The following is a 17,729-nucleotide window of genomic DNA, read 5'->3' on the forward strand; positions in this document are numbered from 1 at the left end:
GCTACCACCTTCCGTGCATGGCGTCAGAGAAGCTCATTTTCGCTCAGTCCGTGGAAGCGCTCTTCGTGCGGGCGCTCGGGCCGTATCTCACCCGGGATGGACGCCAGCGCTTGAAGGCGGTGGGGCTCGACCTGTCGGAGCCGCTGCGCCCCCAGTACACATTGGAGCAGTGGCGCGCCTTCCTTCGCGTGGCGGCGCAGGATGTCTTCCCGGCCCTGCCTCCGCACGAGGCCAGCTTCGCGCTGGGCGCGCGCTTCCTCCAGGGCTTCCGGCAGACGTCGGTGGGCCGGGCCAGCCTGTCGCTCGTCACCCAGCTGGGGCCGCGGCGCACGCTGGAGCGGGTGCCGTACAACGTCCGGGCCGGCAACAACTTCAATGAGGTCCGCGTAGAGGAGTCCACGCAGGACAGCGCCACGCTGTGGATGAAGGACGTCACGGCGGACACGCCGGACTTCGCGGCGGGCTTCCTGGCGGAGACGCTGCGGTCGGCGGGCGCGGGGCATGTGGAGGTGAAGCCCATCGCCTTCGACGGTACGGCGGCCACCTTCCGAGTCACCTGGTCGAAGGCCGCCAGCCGGGCGCCCGTTGCCGGTACCGGTCCCCGTCGCGTCCACTGAGGCGGGAGCGTCGCCGCGACGCGCCCTTCCCGCTGGACTCGCTCCGTCTCCAAGTGTCTCGGTTGCCGGTGGAGGCGCTGGAGCACCCGTTGAGGGTGCGCTGGCGCTGGCTCCCTTCCGCGAGCTGGCGCACGATGCCGGCCGGACGCGCTCCCTGTCCGGAAGGAAGTCACCGCATGGCCCGGTTGTTCGTCGAGGACCTCCACGTCCGGCTCGGCGCGAATGACATCCTGAAGGGCATCACCGCCGACTTCCGAGATGGCGAGGTGGTGGCGCTGCTGGGCCGCTCCGGCAGCGGCAAGTCCACGCTGCTGCGCTCCGTCGCCGGACTGGAGACGCCGGTGCGAGGGCGCATCCACATCGGTGAGCGCACGGTGTTCGACGCGGCGGCGAAGGTGAACCTGCCGCCAGAGCGGCGTGACCTGGGGCTGGTGTTCCAGTCCTACGCGCTGTGGCCACACAAGACGGTGTTCGACAACGTGGCCTACGGCCTGCGGCTGCGCAAGCAGCCCCGCGAGCAGGTGGAGCGGGCCGTGCGCGAGGTGCTCCAGGGTGTGGGCCTGGAGGGGTATGGCGACCGGTTCCCCAGCCAGCTCTCCGGTGGGCAGCAGCAGCGCGTGGCGCTGGCGCGGGCGCTCGTCTACGGGCCGCCGCTGGTGCTCCTGGATGAGCCCTTGTCCAACCTGGACGCGAAGCTGCGGGAGGAGGCGCGCGTGTGGATTCGCGCGCTCATCAAGCGGCTGGGGCTCACCGCGCTCTTCGTTACCCATGACCAGGTGGAGGCCATGGCCATCGCCGACCGCATCATGCTGCTGGACGGTGGGCGGATGGTGCAGGACGGGACGCCGGAGCAGCTCTACACGGAGCCCCGGAGCCTGTTCGCCGCCGACTTCATGGGGGTGAACAACACCTTGTCCGGCCGCGTGGTGGAGCGGCGCGACGGCGAGGCGCGGCTCCAGGTGGGAAGCCAGTCATTGTGGGGCCTGCTGCGAGGCGAGGGCGCCTCGAGTGAGGCGGCCACGGGCGTCATTCGCGTGGAGGAGCTCCAGTTGGCGTCTGGGCCCGGGGAGAACCGGCTCCCGGCTGCGCTGGCGAGCTCCATCTACGTGGGAGGACGCTGGGAGCACCAGTTCCAGGTCGAAGGACAGACACTGCGCGCCTCGACACGCCAGTCGTTGGCCCCGGGGGCCTACACGCTCGCGTTCCCCAAGGAGCGCCTCTGGATTTTCTGAGAGGCGCTGGGACGGCGCGGTGCCTCATGGGGCGAGCCCGGTGGCCGCTGGCGCGGAGCGCTGCTCCGCAGCGGGTGTCATGGCGGGGAAGGCCGCGTGCCGGTTCTTCCAGAAGGGCGCGTCGGGCCACCGTTGCTCCTCGCAGTAGGTGTGGCTTCGCCTGCGCAGGTGCTCGTCGAAGCGCAGATGAAGTGTCTCCTCGTAGGTGCGGAGCGCATCCACTTCACCGCGCAGGTATTGCTCCAGGGCTTGGGCGGCGAGGAGCGAGGAGTCCAGCGCGCTGAAGATACCCTGGGCGGACAGTGGGTCATGTGTGCAGGCCGCATCGCCCACGGCGAGCCAGCGCTCACCGTGCATCCGGTCGAGTTCGCCGACGAGCACGGGCGCCGCGACGAGAGGCTCTCCGGTGAAGTCGCAGACCGCCAGTCTGGCCCGGGTGACGGGGGCCTGTTCGAGCAGGGCCGCCCACGGTTCCGGTGTCGCCCATCGCAGTCCGTGCAAGGAATCTCCATCACCCACCAGGGTGACGGCGACACAGTCCGAGGGCAGTCGCGCGGAGTGCCACCAGCCTTCCGGACATGATTCCACCAGGGCATCCGTGGGGAACGATTCCCCTGGCCGGAGCTGGAACGCGCCATGAACGGTGAAGCAGCGGTCGCGGATGCGGCGCCGCGCGCCCTGGGTCATGGCGAAGGTGGCTTTCCATCCGGTCGCATCCACGACGAAGCGCGCCCGCAGCGTGAGCGCGCCTGTCTTGCGTTGGGAGAGGTGCAGCCGATAGCCCTCCTTCGCGATGGACTCGACGTCCAGCAGGGTCGTCAGGCGAAGGACGCGGACGCCTTGCCGGGCTGCCTCCAGGCTGAGCCGTTCGTCGAAGCGCGCCCGGTCCAGGTGCCAGGCGGAGCCCCAGGGCGACATCCGCGTGTCCTGGACGCGGGGCTCCGCGCGGCCCCAGCACGAGGACGTCCCGCGCGAAGCCGGTGTCCATCGCGCAGGAAGCTGCTCCAGACACCGAGCCGGGACAGGGGAATGCGGAGGTCGGGTGACAAGGTCTCGCCCGGGCGGTGCGTGTCGTAATCCGTGCGCTCGAGCATGACGACGGACAAGAAGGGCGCCGGTCTCGCAAGGCCACGGCCATGGCCGCGCCCGCTGGGCCGCCTCCGATGATGGCGACGTCGTAGGAGGCTTCGCTCATGGCGCGCCCCTCCGCGCGGCGGCGCGCGTCCCGTTGCGGCAGGGCTCAGGGCGCCTGGTTTCGATGGGGGCCCGGAGAATCTCGTGGGTGGGGCTCAAGCTTTCGCTCCTCATGTTCCGAGGGGCGATGTGCAAGGCACATTCCTCCTGGCGGCGAGGCGCGGTGCATCTGTGCGCGTGCTCCGTGTCACGGACTTCCGCTGTGTGCGGTGGCTTGTGCCGGGTGGTGGATGACGCGTCACGCTGCTCCCGTGACGCGTCAGCGTCATGCCCGCACGCAAGGCTGGCGTCCCGCCGGGCCCCCGCCTGGTGAGGGGAGCACCCGCAGTGGAGGCCTACTCACGACGTTCTGTCGCGTTGACGCCGGGCTGTACCTGTGTTCAGGCTAGCTGCGGAGGTGCCCATGGCCCCGCAAATCAGCCTCGACTTCGCCACGGAGTACGCGGCGCATCCGGCGCTGGCACCGTTCCATCCGGTGGTGCGCCGCTGGTTCGCGGAGCGGTTGGGGGAGCCCAGCCGTCCCCAGGTCGAGGGCTGGCCGCTCATCCAGGCGGGCCAGGACGTGCTCATCGCCGCGCCCACGGGCAGTGGCAAGACACTGACGGCGTTCCTCGCCGCGCTGGACGCGCTCTTCCGGCTGGCGCTGGAAGGCACGCTGCCGGACTGCACGCAGGTGCTCTACGTGTCGCCGCTCAAGGCGCTGGGCAACGACGTGCAGAAGAACCTGCTCCAGCCGCTGGAGGAGCTGCTCGCCCGGGCCCGCGCGGAGGGCTTCCGTCCGCAGGAGCTGCGCGTCCAGGTGCGCAGCGGAGACACCCCGGCCTCCGAGCGCGCCCAGATGGTGCGCCGTCCGCCGCACATCCTCATCACCACGCCAGAGTCCTTCTACCTCTACCTCACGGCGGAGAAGGCGCGCGCCACGCTGCGCGCGGTGCGCACCGTCATCGTGGACGAAATCCACGCCCTGGCGCGCGACAAGCGGGGCAGCCACTTCGCGCTGTCGCTGGAGCGGCTCAAGGCGCTCACGGACGCGCGGCCCCAGCTCATCGGCCTGTCGGCGACGCAGAAGCCGCTGGATGCCATCGCCGGGTTCCTCGCCGGCGCCTCCCACCGGGAGTGCAAGCGGGTGGAGGTGGGTCACCTGCGCCCGTGGGATTTGACGCTGGAGATTCCAGACGCGGAGCTGTCGTCGCTGGCCAGCCACGAGATGTGGGGGCAGGTCTACGACCGGCTGGTGGAGCTGACGGGGACGCACCGCACGACGCTCGTCTTCGTCAATACGCGGAAGATGGCGGAGCGCGTGGCGCACGACCTGGGTGAGCGCCTGGGCGAAGGCACCGTGGCGGCGCACCACGGCAGCATGTCGCGCGAAATCCGTCTGGCCGCGGAGGAGAAGCTGAAGTCCGGGCAGCTGCGGGCCATGGTGGCCACCGCGTCGCTGGAGCTGGGCATCGACGTGGGCAACGTGGACCTGGTGGTGCAGTTGGGCAGCACGCGCGCCATCTCCGTGTTGCTCCAGCGCGTGGGCCGCGCGGGCCACCACAAGGCCGGCATCTCCAAGGGCATCCTCTTCGCGATGACGCGGGACGAGTTGATGGAGTGCACCGCGCTCCTCAACGCCGTGCGCGAGGGAGACCTGGACGCGGTGCGGATTCCGGAGAAGCCGCTGGATGTGCTGGCGCAGCAGATTGTCGCCGCGTGCGCCTGCGAGGAGTGGGACGAGCGCGCGCTCTTCACCCTCTTCCAACGCGCGTACTCGTACCGGAACCTCACCTGGGAGGAGTACCAGGGCGTGCTGGAGCTGCTGTCCGAAGGCGTGGCGGCGCGCCGGGGCCGCGCGGGCATCCACCTCCACAGAGACCGGGTGAATCAGCGCCTCAAGGGCCGGCGCGGCGTGCGCATCACCGCGCTCACCAATGGCGGCGCCATCCCGGACACCTTCACCTTCAACGTCACCGCCGAGCCCGAGGGCAAGGTGGTGGGCACACTGGACGAGGACTTCGCGGTGGAGTCCTCGCCCGGGGACATCTTCCTGCTGGGCAGCACCGCGTGGCGCATCCAGCGCGTGTCGGGCAGCACGGTGCAGGTGGAGGACGCGCGCGGCGCGCCGCCCAACGTGCCCTTCTGGCGCGGCGAGGCGCCGGGCCGCACGGACGAGCTGTCGCTCCAGGTGGGCCGCCTGCGCGAGGAACTCACGCAGCGCGAGGATGCGCCGGCGTTCCTCCAGAAGGAGCTGCGCATGCCGCCGCCCGCGGTGGACGCGCTGATGGGCTATCTGCGCACGGGGCAGAAGATGCTCGACGCGGTGCCCAGCCACACCACCGTGGTGGCCGAGCGCTTCTTCGACGAGGCGGGCGGCATGCAGCTCATCATCCACGCGCCCTTCGGCAGCCGCATCAACCGCGCGTGGGGCCTGGCGCTGCGCAAGCGCTTCTGCCGCTCGTTCGACTTCGAGCTCCAGGCGGCGGCGACGGAGGACGGCATCCTCCTGTCGCTCGGCGAGCAGCACTCCTTCCCGCTGGCGGAGATTTTCGACTTCCTCCACCCGGACCACGTGGAGGAGGTGCTGGTGCAGGCGGTGCTCCAGGCGCCGATTTTCGGCACGCGCTTCCGGTGGGTGGCCACGCGGTCGCTCGCGCTGCACCGGATGATGGGGGGCAAGCGCGTGGCGCCCAACCTTCAGCGCGCCCGCAGCGAGGACCTGCTGGCGTCGGTGTTCCCGGAGCAGGTGGGCTGCCAGGACAACCACGGTGGTGGCGACCTGGAGTTGCCGGACCATCCGCTGGTGAAGCAGACCATGGATGACTGTCTGCGCGAGGCCATGGACGTGGACGGCCTGCGCGAGGTGCTGCGCGGCATGCGTGATGGCCGCATCCGCCTGCTGGCGCGCGACGTGCCGGAGCCCAGTCTCTTCGCGCACGCGATGATTCACAGCCAGCCCTACACCTTCCTGGATGATGCGCCCGCCGAGGAGCGCCGCGTGCGCAACGTGGCCCTGCGCCGCGCCATGCCCGCCGAGGACGTGACGGCCTTCGGCGCGCTGGACGCGACGGCGATTGCCACGGTGGTGGCGGACGCCGCCCCGCCCATGCGCGACGAGGACGAGCTGCACGATGCGCTGTTGCAGCTGATTCTGCTGCCCGCCGCGGAGGTGCCGCGCGGCATGGCGACGCCCCTGTTCGAGCAGGGCCGGGTGGCGTGGATGGACCTGCCCGCGGGCCGCTTCCTGGTGTCGGCGGAGCGGGGCAGCGCGCTGCGGGTGCTCTTCCCGGACGCGCCCATGCAGCCGCCGCTGCCGGTGCTGGCGCATGACCGGCCCGTGGAGCGGGACGCCGCCGTGCTCCAGGTGGTGCGCGGACGCATGGAGATGCTGGGGCCCACCACGGTGGCGGAGCTGGCCCGGCTCGTCGTGTTGGACGAGGACTCCGTCAACGCGGCCATGCACCAACTGGAGGCCCAGGGCAACGTGCTGCGCGGCCGTTTCAGTCCGCTGGAGGTCCCACTGGCGGATGGGGTCAGCCCGCCGCTGGAGTGGTGCGACCGGCGCCTGCTCCAGCGCATCCACCGGCTGACAGTGGGGCGGCTGCGCAAGGAAATCGAGCCGCTGAGCGCGCAGGATTTCATGCGCTTCCTCTTCCGCTGGCACCACCTGGAGGAACTGGACGCGCTGCGCGGCTCCACCGGCCTGCTCAAGGCGGTGCGGCTGCTGCAGGGGTACGAGGCGCCGGCCTCCGCTTGGGAGCGCTTTCTGCTGCCCGCGCGCATGCGCGGCTACACGCCAGACTTGCTGGAGCGGGCCTGCTACGCCGGTGAGGTGGCCTGGGGCCGCCTGACGACGAAGGAGGCGAAGCCCGCGCCGGGGCCTCGCCGGGGCGCGCCGGTGACGCCGCCGGAGCCCGCGCCCTCGCGCTCGCGAGCGTCGCCCACGCGCAATGCGTCGTTGACCTTCACCCTTCGCGAGGACCTGGAGTGGATGCTCACCGCGGCGCGGCCTCACGCGGTGCTGGCGGACGGGGACGTGTGGACGCCGCCGGACCTGAGCGCGGCCGCCAAGGACGTGGTGGCGGTGCTGGAGCGGCGCGGCGCCTGCTTCTTCCAGGACCGGTGTCGCGCGCGCGGCGCCTGCCCGCCGAAATCGAGGACGCGCTGTGGGAGTTGGTGGCGCGCGGGCTGGTGACGGCGGACGCGGTGCAGAACCTGCGCGTGCTCCAGAGCCCGGCGCACCGCAAGCGGCAGAAGCTGCTCCAACGCGGTGGCCCTGGCCGCTGGAGCCTGCTGACACCCGCGGAGCCGAAGTCGCAAGACGATGTGCTGGACTCGCTGGCACGCCTCTTCCTCCAGCGCTACGGCATCGTCTGGCGCGACCTGGTGATGCGCGAGGCACTGGCGCCCACGTGGCGCGAGCTGCTCTTCGTGTACCGCCGCATGGAAGCGCGCGGTGAGGTGCGCGGTGGCCGCTTCGTGTCGGGCTTCGTGGGCGAACAGTTCGCCCTGCCGGAGGCGGTGGACATGGCGCGCTCGGTGCGCCGTCAGCCTCCGTCCGGTGTGCGGGTGCAGTTGTCGGGTGTGGACCCGCTCAACCTCACGGGCGTGGTGACGCCCGGGCCGCGGGTGCCGGCGATGCCGGGCAACGTGGTGACGTACGTGGACGGCGTGCCGCGAGATGTCGGCGCACTGGACGATGCGGCCGACGGCAACGTTGGAGAGGACACGGAAGACGGCGGCGAGGCAATGGCGAGCTGAGTGGTGAGGCCCCGTCGGGCAGCGGATGCTAGGGTGCCGCCCCTTCCGTTTCTTCCGAGGGGTCGCCTGAATGCGTCGCCTGCTGTTGCTGGGACTGTTGCTGCTCTCCGCCACCTCCTGTTCAGGCGACGACGAAGACCCGGGGGAGCCGTCCTCCAGGACCGGGCGCATCCAGGGGACGCTGACGCCTTTTCGGAGCAGTGAACGGTCCGCTGGCGACGGTGCCTCCCAGACGGTGCGCTCGCCGTTTCGCGCGGGTGAGCTGGAGAAGCTGAAGGAGACGCTTCGGGAGATGCACGCGGTGCGCTCGCGCGAGCCGCGGGTGGCGCCGAAGGCGGTGCCGGGGCTTCGCATCATCCCGTCGCAGCCGGGCGCGGCGCCGCTCGAGCGGGCCTCCCGCGAGGACCCCACGATTCCCGGGGACGTCATCCTCCGCTTCGAGGAAGCGGGCCTGACACCGGAGCGCGTGCTGGCGGCGGTGCGGCGCCCGGGCTTCCGCGCGGTGCACAAGGGTTACGCGAGTGAGTACGTGCACCTGGTGGGCTACGAGCCGCTGGACGGCAAGGCGGTGACGGCCGCGAAGACGCAGGAATGGGCGGCGCAGCTCGCCCAGGTGCCGGGCGTGACGTACGCGGTGCGCAACGAGCGGATGCGGGCGACGGCGGCGCCGAATGACCGGGGCTACAGCCTTCAGTGGCACTACCCCACGCTCAACCTGCCGGCCGCGTGGGACCTGGTGCCGGACGCAACGGACGTAGTTGTGGCCGTCATCGACAGCGGCATCGTTCCGCACCCGGACCTGACGAATGTGTTGCCGGGTTACGACATGATTTCGGACCCGCAGAACGCGGGTGACGGAGACGGCCGGGACAGCAATCCGCGGGACGAAGGCGGGGACACGCCCAGCGGCGGCTCGTCGTGGCACGGCTCGCATGTGGCGGGCACCATCTCCGCGGACACGAACAACCAGGTGGGGGTCGCGGGCGTGGCCTGGAACGCCAGGTTGCTTCCCGTGCGGGTGCTGGGGAAGAAGGGCGGGAGCAGCTTCGACATCGCCGCGGCCATTACCTGGGCCACGGGCGGCACTGTGCCGGGCGTGCCGCCCAATCCGAATCCCGCGAAGGTGGTGAACTTGAGCCTGGGGGGCAGCTCGCCGCCGCAGGAGCTGTACCAGAACGCCATCGACGCGGCCTTGGGACGCGGGGCCATCATCGTCGTCGCCGCGGGCAACGAAGATGTGGATGCGCGCAACAGCACGCCGTGCAACCAGCAGAGCGTCATCTGTGTGGGCTCCACCAGTCTGGCGGGCCAACGCAGCAGCTTCTCCAACTTCGGCGTGGACGTGGACGTGGTGGCGTCTGGCGGAGAGATGCGCGAGGACCTGAACGGTGACGGCTATCCGGACGGCGTGCTGTCCACGGTGCTGGATGAGAACGGGCAGCCTGCCTATGCCTTCTCGCAGGGCACCAGCATGGCGGCGCCTCACGTCGCGGGCGTGGTTGCGCTGATGTTGGCGGCGCAGCCGGGCCTGAAGGCCGAGGTAGCGGAGCGCATCTTGAAGGAGACCGCCACGCCGCTCACCAACGCGCAGTGCCCGGAAGGCTGCGGCGCGGGGCTCGTCAACGCGCGCGCGGCGCTGGCCCGTGTCGCCAACGTGGACCCCGGCACGTTGGACCCTCAGCTCAACGTGACGACGTCCACACTGTTCTTCCGGGGCAGCGGGACGCAGCAGCTCATTCTCAGCAACGTGGGCGGCAACCGGGGCGGCGATTTGACGGTGTCGGCCAGCGTCAGTGGGCCCAATGCCTCGGCGGTGTCATTCCCGCAGGGCAACACGGTGCGGGTGCCCGCCTTCGGCTCGGCCCCGTTGAGTGTGGCGGTGGATGCATCCGGGCTGGCCGGAGGGGACACCGTGGTGACGCTGAACCTGGTGGGCTCGGGGACGGCGGGCTCGGCGACGGTGGCGGTGAAGATTGGCGTGGCGGGCGCCGCCCATGACCTGGACGCCCTCATTGCGTTCGTGTGGCAGGACGCGCAAGGGGAGTGGCAGGCCGCAAAGGAGGCCATCGCTGTCGCGCGCGCCTCGGCGGACTATGCGTACAGCATCTCCCTGGCGCCGCGAACGTACTACGCGTTGGCCACCATCGACGACGACCAGGATGGCAACTTCTTCGAGGACGGCGAGCGCACCGGCTACTGGCGCAACGTGGACTCCTTCGAGCCGCTGGAGCTGGGGGCGGGCGACCGCATCGAGAATGTGAGCTTCGACCTGATTCCCCTGGCGCCCATCGATGATGACCCGGCGCTGGTGGTGGGCAGTGCGTGCGGCTCCAGCGTGGACTGTCCTGGGGGCGTGTGCGTGACGGACTATCCGGGCGGGTACTGCTCCATGGATTGCACCAGCTCCGCGTGTCCGGCGGGTTCGCGGTGCTACATCGTGGATTCCTCCTCGGGCCTCAAGGCATGTCTGGCGACCTGCACGCGGCAGGTGGGAACAGGGCAGGGGGACTGCCGCCCCGGGTACGTCTGCTACAGCGACGGCACGGGTTCGGGGGCGTGCCAGCCCAACTGCCGCACCTCTGGCCTGACGTGTGGGCTGGGACGGACGTGCACGGCCAGCGGCTTCTGTCACTGACGAAGGCTTGAGAGCCCGTGTCCAGAGCGACCGAGGGGTAGAGCGGTGGACACTTGGCCACAGTTCTCAATTCCCACCGGGCAGTGACAGCGGCATCGTGCAAGCACCTTGTCCTTGATGCAGCGACTGAAGAGTGAGACGCGCCCGCACCACGAGCGCACCGAGGCCCAGGTGCGTTTGATGGATGCGGACCTGACGCCCACTGCGTACCGACGTCACCTGGAAGCGCTTCACGGCTTCTACGTTCCGCTGGAGGCCCGGCTCGCCAGGCTGGGCCTTGAAGCGGTTCCTGGCTTGTCCGTCCACGCGCGTTGGAAGGTGCCTCTCCTGAAGGAGGACCTTCGCGCGCTTGGCCATGACGATGCCTCGCTCGAACGGTTGCCACACTGCGCGGAGCTGCCCTCGCTGGCGGGCGTGCCCGAGGCCCTGGGCTGCCTCTACGTGCTGGAAGGCTCCACGCTGGGCGGCCAGCTCATCCTCCGGCACCTGCGCCGCCACTTCGACGGCGTGGCCCTGGGCGACTTCTCCTTCTTCCGCGCGTACGGAGATGAGGTCGGGCCCCGGTGGCGTGCCTTCGGTGACGCCGTCAACCACGCCTCCATCGCCGCGACGGAAGCCACCTTCGATGCTCGCGTGGTGACGGGCGCGCAGGTCACCTTCGACGCCTTCGCCGACTGGCTGCGACAGGAACAGGCACCTGCCCCCGTCTCCGCCTGACATCGACCTGAGGCAGTACGTTCGGGAGCCCGCCCCTCCACCTGACTGCGTCGTCGTCGCCCTGCTTCAGTGCGTCACAGGACGGCGGGCGCGCTGCCACGCAGCATGAAGTACACGACGACGCCCGTCGCCGACACGTAGACCCAGATGGGCGCCAGCCACCGCGTCACCTTGCGGTGCCGCACGAAGTCCTTGCGCCACGTGAAGTAGAAGGCCACCAGCGCCATGGGAACCACGGGCATGGACAGCAGCACGTGGCTGGCCAGGATGCACAGGTACAGCCCTCGCCAGTCCCCCACGTAACGCGTGTCGCCATGCACGAAGTGGTAGGACAGGTAGCAGACCAGGAAGAGCGCGGATGCGGTGAAGGCGGAGACCATCAGGTACTGGTGGACCTGCCGCGCGCCTCGTTTGATCGCCACCCACCCGCCGATGAGCAGCGCCGCGGCCGTGGCGTTGAGCCCCGCGTTCACCGCCGGGAGGAAGCGCAGGTTCACCCCTTCCACCGGGCCGCCGCCGCGCACCAGCAGAATCCACCCGATGAACGCCAATGCCAGCGCGGACACCACGGCGGTGAAGATGAAGAAGGCCCGGTCACTCACCCGGGGCGGCAGCGCGGCAGGGGCGGCGTTCGACATGGGCCCTATGTCTCGCGCGGCGGGCTTCGTTGCAACCCTTGCTAACTGGCTGACACTACTAGGGAATGCATGTGGGATGAAATATTCCACTGGGTACTACTGGATACTGAAACTGTAATTCCTGCATACTGAGAACGGTCCCCCCGACCCCCTCTTCCGGAGGTCCCCCGTGCTCCGTGTGCGCTACCTTGCCTGCCTGGCTGGTGCCGCCTTGCTTCTGGCCCTGCCAGCCTCCGCTCAAGAGGAGGCTGTCTGTTCACCAGTTGTCGCGAAGGTGCCCCTGGAACGGCATCTCCGGCAACTGTCGCTGGACTTGCTCGGCCGTCCCCCCACCTACGAGGAGTACCAGGCCGCCCAGGCCAAGGGCTCCATCGGCGTGGAAGACATCCGCGCGATGATGACGAAGGACGAGTTCAACGCGCGCATCCGCAACTACCACCGCGCGTTGCTGCGCTCGAACCTCTCCGGAAGCCTCAACAACAACCAGAACTCGCGGGTGACGGGCAACGGCATTGCCACCGCTTATGGCGTGGCCGGCAATCCCGCCACGACGCTGCGCGGCGCGAATGGCGCGACCTGTAACTCAGACATCGCGCAGGACCAGTGCCTCACGGCGGAGCAGCCAGACGCGCACGCGGCGCCGCTCACCGAGCGTCCCCGGACGAAGTGCCACGACGACGAGGGCGTGCCGCTGGCCGTCAGCTACGACTACGACACGAACTACTACGCGTGTACGCCGCTCGCGCCGACCACGCCGGATGGCACGGCGAAGTGCTCGGACCTCCTGAGCACCAGCCACCCGAAGCACGAGTACCTCTACTTCTGCGACCAGCGCGGCTCGGGCAGCAGCGCGGGGGCCTTCATCTGCGAGCCGGACCCGACGAAGACCACGACCCGGGCGCTGACGGTGAAGGAGATGGATGGCGCCAAAATCAAGGCGTTCAAGCACCCGAACCCGGACTCCAAGCCAGCGCTCACCGAGCTGAAGCGCTGCACGCTGGACCTGGAGCTGCGCAGCGGACTCAAGGGCAACTACGGGGTTCAGCGCGGCTGCGTCCTGCGCGAGGGCTTCGTGAACAAGGCCGCGCCCTACTGGGCCACCGACAAGACGCCGGAGAGCGTCAAGGTGTGCGCCATCGACGCGCAGGAGCGCACGCACAACCCCTGGAACATGGCGTCCTGTGAGACGTCCCGCTTCTCCACCGACCGCAGCTGCGGCTGCGGCGTGGGCATGCGCCGCTGCGAGACGCCCGCCGTCACCGCGCAGGACATCCGGGACGTGCACAGCCTGCGCGTGGCCGCCTTCAACGAGGAGCCGCTGCGCATCGCCGAGTCGGTGGTGCAGCGCGACGAGCCCTACTTCAACATCCTCACCACGCGCCGCTCGTTCGTGAACGGCACCTTGTCCGAGTACTTCCGCAACCAGCAGGGCGTGGGCGTCTTCAACGTGACGACGCCCACCGCGCAGGGCGCCGTGCCGGTGGTGGCCTACAACGACACGGAGGCTTGGGCGGAGTACACGCGTGACGAGGGGCACGCGGGCGTGCTCACCACGCCGTCCTTCCTCTACCGCTTCCCCACGCACCGCGCGCGGGTGAACCACTTCTACGAGGCCTTCCTCTGCAAGACGTTCGCGCCGCCGCCGGGGGCTTCGTCGCCCGCGCCGGAGGACGCGTGCAACCGCGAAAACAACCTGGCGGTGCGCTGCGGCTGCAACTACTGCCACGCCACCATGGAGCCCACCGGCGCGCACTGGGGCCGCTATGCGGAGCGCTCCGCGCAGTTCCTCGCGCCCGACCAGTTCCCTCGCTACGACCCGAAGTGCCGCGACTGCGCCCTCAACAACGACACCAACTGCGGTGGCGAGTGCAGCCAGTACATCATGCAGGCCTACGACGGTGATGGTGCCAGCAGCCTGGGCATGCTCAAGACGTACCTGTACCGCACGGCGGACGAAGAGCAGAACATCGAGGCCGGTCCCGCGCTGCTGGTGCAGAAGATGCTCCAGTCGGGTGACCTGGAGCGCTGCACGGTGCGGCGCATCTGGACCGAGTTCCTCGGCCGCCCGATGACGGCGGAGGAGCAGCGCATGTACCTGGTGCCCTTCGCACAGGACTTCGCGCGCAACGGCCACCGCCTCAAGGCGCTCATCGAGCGCGTGGTGACGTCCGACGCCTACCGGAGGATTGACTGATGCGCCGCCTCGTCTTGACCGCCGCGCTGCTCGCGCTGGCCTCCGGTTGCACGAAGGATGACACGCAGTCCGCGGACGGCGTCATCGAGCCCATCGCCAACCCGCATCAGCCCGGGGACTTCACGCCCCTGCCGGACCCCGAGGACCAGGACGGCAGCGTGGGCCGCGCCCCGCGCCGGCTCACCGTGGCCCAGCTGGATGCCGCCATCGTCGGGGCGGTGGGGCAGCGCTGGAGCGAGCTGGACTCGCGCGCCACGTCCATGGGGCGCGCGGACTATGCCCTGGTGGTGAGCGAGAACATCGAGCCCAACCTGGTGTTCGCCAAGTTCCTGGAGGACGGCGCGCGCAAGGTGTGCATCAGCCAGGCGTCCGCGGAGATGCGCATGACGGACGCGTCGGCCCGCACCATGGGCCGCCTGCTGCCAGAGAAGTGGGATGACCTGACGAAGCTGACCGACGCGGAGGTGCGCGCGCAGCTCGTCTACATGTCCACCCGCTTCTGGGGTTCGCCGCTGTCGGGCGAAGAGCTCACGAAGTGGGCGTCCTTCTTCACCCAGGCCGCGAGCCGGGTGCAGACCCTCTCCTCTTCCAAGCGCCATGAGACGTTGGCCGTGGTGTGTATCGCCATGCTGACGGACCCGCGCTTCATCACCTACTGAAGCTCGGAGTGACCGCGATGAAGAAGAACCGCCACGACGAGAATTGCTCCCAGGGCTGTGCCCACGGGCGCCGTACCTTCCTCAAGGCCACCGCTGGCTTCATGGGCTCCGCCCTGCTGGGTGGACTGCCCTTCCGCGCCTTCGCCCAGGCGGCGGAGATGGCGCCGGCGGACCGCTGCTTCGTGTTCGTCTACTTCAACGGTGGATGGGACCAGCTGCTGGCCTTCGACCCGAGAGACCCGACCGAGTTCACCGCGGACCGTGCCTCGGAGACGAAAATCCTCCCGGGCTACGACCAGATCAACGACACCCGCTTCGAGGCCCGGCCGCTCATCCCCGCCGAGCTTCCGGGCGTGGGCCGGTCGAACATCGACTTCGGGCCCGCGGTGGGCACCGAACTGGCCAGGCACTACGATTTGATGACCGTGGTGCGCGGCATCAACATGAACACGCTGGGCCACGAGGTGGGCTACCGCTACTTCCTCACCGGGAAGATGCCCATCGGCAGCGCGGCGCGTGGCTCCTCCACGGCGACTGAAATCGTGGGGCAGATGAAGCCGCGCGTGCCCATTGCGTCCATCTCCTACAACGTGGAGTCGTACAACGACCGGTACGGTGGCTATGCCAACGCGCTGCGCGTCAGCCGCCGGGACGACCTGATTCTGACGCTGAAGGGCAGCGCCGACGCGCTGGACAGCGAACTCGAGAAGCAGTTGCTCGACTTCCGCGGCCAGCCCGTCAACTGCGAGCAGGCGGCCTATGGCGCGCGTGGGGTGGGCACCACCTACTCCAACAGCCAGGAGCAGATGCGGCTCATCCAGTCCCAGGGACTGGACAAGTCGTTCGACTTCCTCGTTGGGCCCAACCAGCCGCACAGCGCGGAGATGGCGGCCATCCGCACGAAGTACAACCTGACCAGCGCCACCGACGTGAATGGCGAGCGCGGCCGCGCCGCCACGGTGGCGACCGCGCTGAAGAAGGGCATCGCCCAGTGCGTCACCATCAACCTCACGGGCGGCCTGGACACCCACTTCGGAAGCCAGCTCACGCAGGCCAACAACCAGCGGCGCGGCTTCGACGCCCTGGCCATGCTGGTGAAGGACTTGCGTGAGAGCGACCATCCCGCGGGTGGCAAGTTCATGGACCACACCACCATCATGGTGTTCTCCGAATTCTCCCGCACGCCGCTCATCAACAGCTCCGGTGGCCGTGACCACCACCTGAGCAACTCCGCGCTGCTGATGGGGGCCGGCATCAAGCACAACTTCGTGTTCGGCCGCAGCGGCGACATTGGCATGGCGCCGGGCACCTTCGACCTGCGCAACGGCGCGTCGGACCCGAACGGCGAGAACATCCTCCCCGAGCACGTCATCGCCACGGTGCTGGCGTCCGCGGGGCTGGACTACAGCATCACCCGCGTTGAACCGCTGCGTCCCATTCTCGCCTGAGCCGTCCATTTCGCATGCGCATCCATCCGAGGGCTTCCGCCTCCGCCGTCCTCTCCCTGCTCTCGCTCGTGGTCCTGGGGGCATGCGGGGAGGACCGTTCGCTTCCGCTCGACAAGCCCGAGCCGACGCCCTTCCAGCCGGTCCAGGTCCCAGCCGTCACGGCCCTGGCACCGGTCTCCGGCTTCGCGGACCAGGCGGGCGGGGGTGTCTTCGCCACCGCCTCGCGCGAGCTCGTCCGGCTGCGGCTGGACGGCGCGTACGGGGCGCTGGAGCCACACCCGGACAATGAGGTGGCGGCGGGCGGCATCCTCGGCGTCTTCCGGCTGGGGCCTCACAGCGCCCTGGTGGAGACGCAGACCGGGCTCTTCATGGCGGAGTCGGGGTGGCTCATCGCGCCGCCCTGGCGGGACGCGCTGGGGCAGGGCGTCATCGCCACCGCGCAGTCCGCGGACGGCGCGGTGTGGCTGGCGCACACGCGCGGCCTGTTCCGCCTGCAGGAGGGCACGCTGGCGGAGTTGAAGGTGGACGGCGTGTCGGTGAAGGCCATCACCTCGCTGGCGGCGGCGCCTTCACCGGAGAACCTGCCCGGCGTGTGGTTCCTGCACGACGGCGGGCTGAGCGTCGCGGTGGCCCTCAGCACCACCCACTACCGGGTGCACACCACGAGCGCGCCCCTGGCGGAAGGTGAGTCGCTGCAGGCCCTGGCGGGCATCGGGCCCGCGGTGGGGACCGCCGGTGAGCTGTGGGCGCTCACCAACCAGTCCCTGCTGCGCCGGGGCAAGGACGGCTGGCGCCGCGTGGAGCTGCCGGAGAAGCCGCAGTGGTTGATGGGTTCGGGCCGCTTCCTGTGGGTGAAGACGGGCGGCTCGCTGCTCCAGTACGACGCGGACGCGAACGTCTGGCGCGCGGCCAAGGACGCCGGCGCCGGGGACTTCCATTTCATCGCCGCGGACGAGAGCGGCAGCGTCTGGGTGCAGCAGGGCGGGGTGTCCGTCGCGCTGAGCCACGTGCTGGTGCCGCGCCTCCGGGGGCTCTACCAGGGCATGCAGTTGGTGAATGACGGGCTGGTGGTGCGCGCGGTGATGCCGCCGGGCGGAGCGCCCGAGAGCGTCGTCTACCAGCTGGGCAACTCGGAGATTCCCACGGAGGGGCCGGACTACAGCCTGGGCGGCCTGGAGGCCGACGGGACGCACCGCGCCTACTCCTTCGCGTCGCTGGAGGCCGGCCGCTACGTCCTGTCCGTGGTGGCGCGCTACGCGGATGGTTCGGAGGCGCAGCGCTCGGTGCCGTTCGACTATGCGCCCGTGGCGTCGGGGCCGCTGAGCTGGGACAAGGACATCCGCCCCATCCACGAGGCGCGGTGCCGCAACTGCCACAACACCTCCAGCGCGGCGCGCTCGCTCGACAGCTATGAGCTGTGGCGGGCCAACGCGCCCATCATCACCGAAGCCGTGAGAGACCAGCGGATGCCCGCCGACGGTCCCATGGACCCCGAGCTCATCTCCCGCATCCAGCGCTGGGCCTCCTCTGGCGCCAGGCCCTGAAGCAACGCGCAGTCTCCCTCGAGGTACCTGACATGTCCCGACTGACCCGCGCGGCCCCCTCCTCGCGCTCCTTGCCGCGGCCTGCTCGGATGAGCCTGCGCCCGCGCG

The 17,729-nt window shown here is 69.9% G+C and carries 10 protein-coding genes and 1 pseudogene; 9 read left to right on the top strand and 2 right to left on the bottom strand.

Going from position 1 to position 17,729, the window contains the following annotated elements:
* Positions 1-17 precede the first annotated feature (17 nt).
* Both QEG98_RS05625 and QEG98_RS05630 read left to right on the top strand, forming a co-directional pair.
* Entirely contained in the window at positions 18-617 is a 600-nt protein-coding gene (locus QEG98_RS05625; protein WP_316566011.1) for a DUF2378 family protein, read from the top strand.
* Positions 618-793: 176 nt separating this feature from the next.
* Positions 794-1,849, top strand: coding sequence for an ABC transporter ATP-binding protein (locus QEG98_RS05630; RefSeq protein WP_316566012.1), 1,056 nt, complete (start codon positions 794-796; stop codon positions 1,847-1,849).
* A 24-nt stretch (positions 1,850-1,873) separates the two neighbouring features.
* Here QEG98_RS05630 and QEG98_RS05635 read toward each other — a convergent pair whose 3' ends face one another.
* Positions 1,874-2,767 carry a tryptophan halogenase gene (locus QEG98_RS05635; protein WP_316566013.1) on the bottom strand — a complete coding sequence of 298 codons (894 nt, stop codon included), beginning with the start codon at positions 2,765-2,767 and terminating at the stop codon, positions 1,874-1,876.
* A 679-nt stretch (positions 2,768-3,446) separates the two neighbouring features.
* On the opposite strand from QEG98_RS05635, the pseudogene QEG98_RS05640 reads away from it, so the two are divergent.
* From QEG98_RS05640 to QEG98_RS05650, 3 genes and pseudogenes are all read left to right on the top strand, one after another.
* Positions 3,447-7,786: pseudogene (locus tag QEG98_RS05640) on the top strand (DEAD/DEAH box helicase).
* A gap of 70 nt (positions 7,787-7,856) precedes the next feature.
* Positions 7,857-10,421, top strand: a complete 2,565-nt coding sequence (locus tag QEG98_RS05645; protein WP_316566014.1) for a S8 family serine peptidase — start codon at positions 7,857-7,859, stop codon at positions 10,419-10,421.
* 117 nt (positions 10,422-10,538) lie between these two features.
* Complete coding sequence (locus tag QEG98_RS05650) at positions 10,539-11,138, top strand: biliverdin-producing heme oxygenase (protein WP_316567833.1); 600 nt, start codon at positions 10,539-10,541, stop codon at positions 11,136-11,138.
* 74 nt (positions 11,139-11,212) lie between these two features.
* Here QEG98_RS05650 and QEG98_RS05655 read toward each other — a convergent pair whose 3' ends face one another.
* Positions 11,213-11,776 (bottom strand): DUF420 domain-containing protein, encoded by a 564-nt coding sequence (locus tag QEG98_RS05655; protein ID WP_011551121.1) that lies wholly within the window; start codon positions 11,774-11,776, stop codon positions 11,213-11,215.
* A 169-nt stretch (positions 11,777-11,945) separates the two neighbouring features.
* Here QEG98_RS05655 and QEG98_RS05660 point away from each other — a divergent pair, with 169 nt between their 5' ends.
* The 4 genes from QEG98_RS05660 to QEG98_RS05675 are packed head-to-tail and all read left to right on the top strand — an operon-like array spanning position 11,946 to position 17,621.
* Positions 11,946-13,970: a DUF1585 domain-containing protein gene (locus QEG98_RS05660; protein ID WP_316566015.1), complete on the top strand. Its 2,025-nt coding sequence runs from the start codon at positions 11,946-11,948 to the stop codon at positions 13,968-13,970.
* Positions 13,970-14,629 carry a hypothetical protein gene (locus QEG98_RS05665; RefSeq protein WP_201423979.1) on the top strand — a complete coding sequence of 220 codons (660 nt, stop codon included), beginning with the start codon at positions 13,970-13,972 and terminating at the stop codon, positions 14,627-14,629. Before QEG98_RS05660 ends, QEG98_RS05665 begins: the two co-directional genes overlap by 1 nt.
* A 17-nt stretch (positions 14,630-14,646) precedes the next feature.
* Positions 14,647-16,077 carry a DUF1501 domain-containing protein gene (locus tag QEG98_RS05670; RefSeq protein ID WP_316566016.1) on the top strand — a complete coding sequence of 477 codons (1,431 nt, stop codon included), beginning with the start codon at positions 14,647-14,649 and terminating at the stop codon, positions 16,075-16,077.
* Between the two features lie 14 nt (positions 16,078-16,091).
* Positions 16,092-17,621, top strand: coding sequence for a hypothetical protein (locus QEG98_RS05675; protein WP_316566017.1), 1,530 nt, complete (start codon positions 16,092-16,094; stop codon positions 17,619-17,621).
* The last annotated feature ends 108 nt before the right edge of the window (positions 17,622-17,729 follow it).

The organism is Myxococcus sp. MxC21-1 (assembly GCF_032612255.1).
In the GTDB taxonomy this organism is placed as follows: Bacteria; Myxococcota; Myxococcia; order Myxococcales; family Myxococcaceae; genus Myxococcus; species Myxococcus virescens.

Bases quoted from the DNA above. Each gene is read 5' to 3' on its own strand.
- QEG98_RS05625 (WP_316566011.1), top strand. From the start codon at position 18: ATGGCGTCAGAGAAGCTCATTTTCGCTCAGTCCGTGGAAGCGCTCTTC.
- QEG98_RS05630 (WP_316566012.1), top strand. From the start codon at position 794: ATGGCCCGGTTGTTCGTCGAGGACCTCCACGTCCGGCTCGGCGCGAAT.
- QEG98_RS05635 (WP_316566013.1), bottom strand. From the start codon at position 2,767: ATGTCGCCCTGGGGCTCCGCCTGGCACCTGGACCGGGCGCGCTTCGAC.
- QEG98_RS05645 (WP_316566014.1), top strand. From the start codon at position 7,857: ATGCGTCGCCTGCTGTTGCTGGGACTGTTGCTGCTCTCCGCCACCTCC.
- QEG98_RS05650 (WP_316567833.1), top strand. From the start codon at position 10,539: ATGCAGCGACTGAAGAGTGAGACGCGCCCGCACCACGAGCGCACCGAG.
- QEG98_RS05655 (WP_011551121.1), bottom strand. From the start codon at position 11,776: ATGTCGAACGCCGCCCCTGCCGCGCTGCCGCCCCGGGTGAGTGACCGG.
- QEG98_RS05665 (WP_201423979.1), top strand. From the start codon at position 13,970: ATGCGCCGCCTCGTCTTGACCGCCGCGCTGCTCGCGCTGGCCTCCGGT.
- QEG98_RS05670 (WP_316566016.1), top strand. From the start codon at position 14,647: ATGAAGAAGAACCGCCACGACGAGAATTGCTCCCAGGGCTGTGCCCAC.
- QEG98_RS05675 (WP_316566017.1), top strand. From the start codon at position 16,092: ATGCGCATCCATCCGAGGGCTTCCGCCTCCGCCGTCCTCTCCCTGCTC.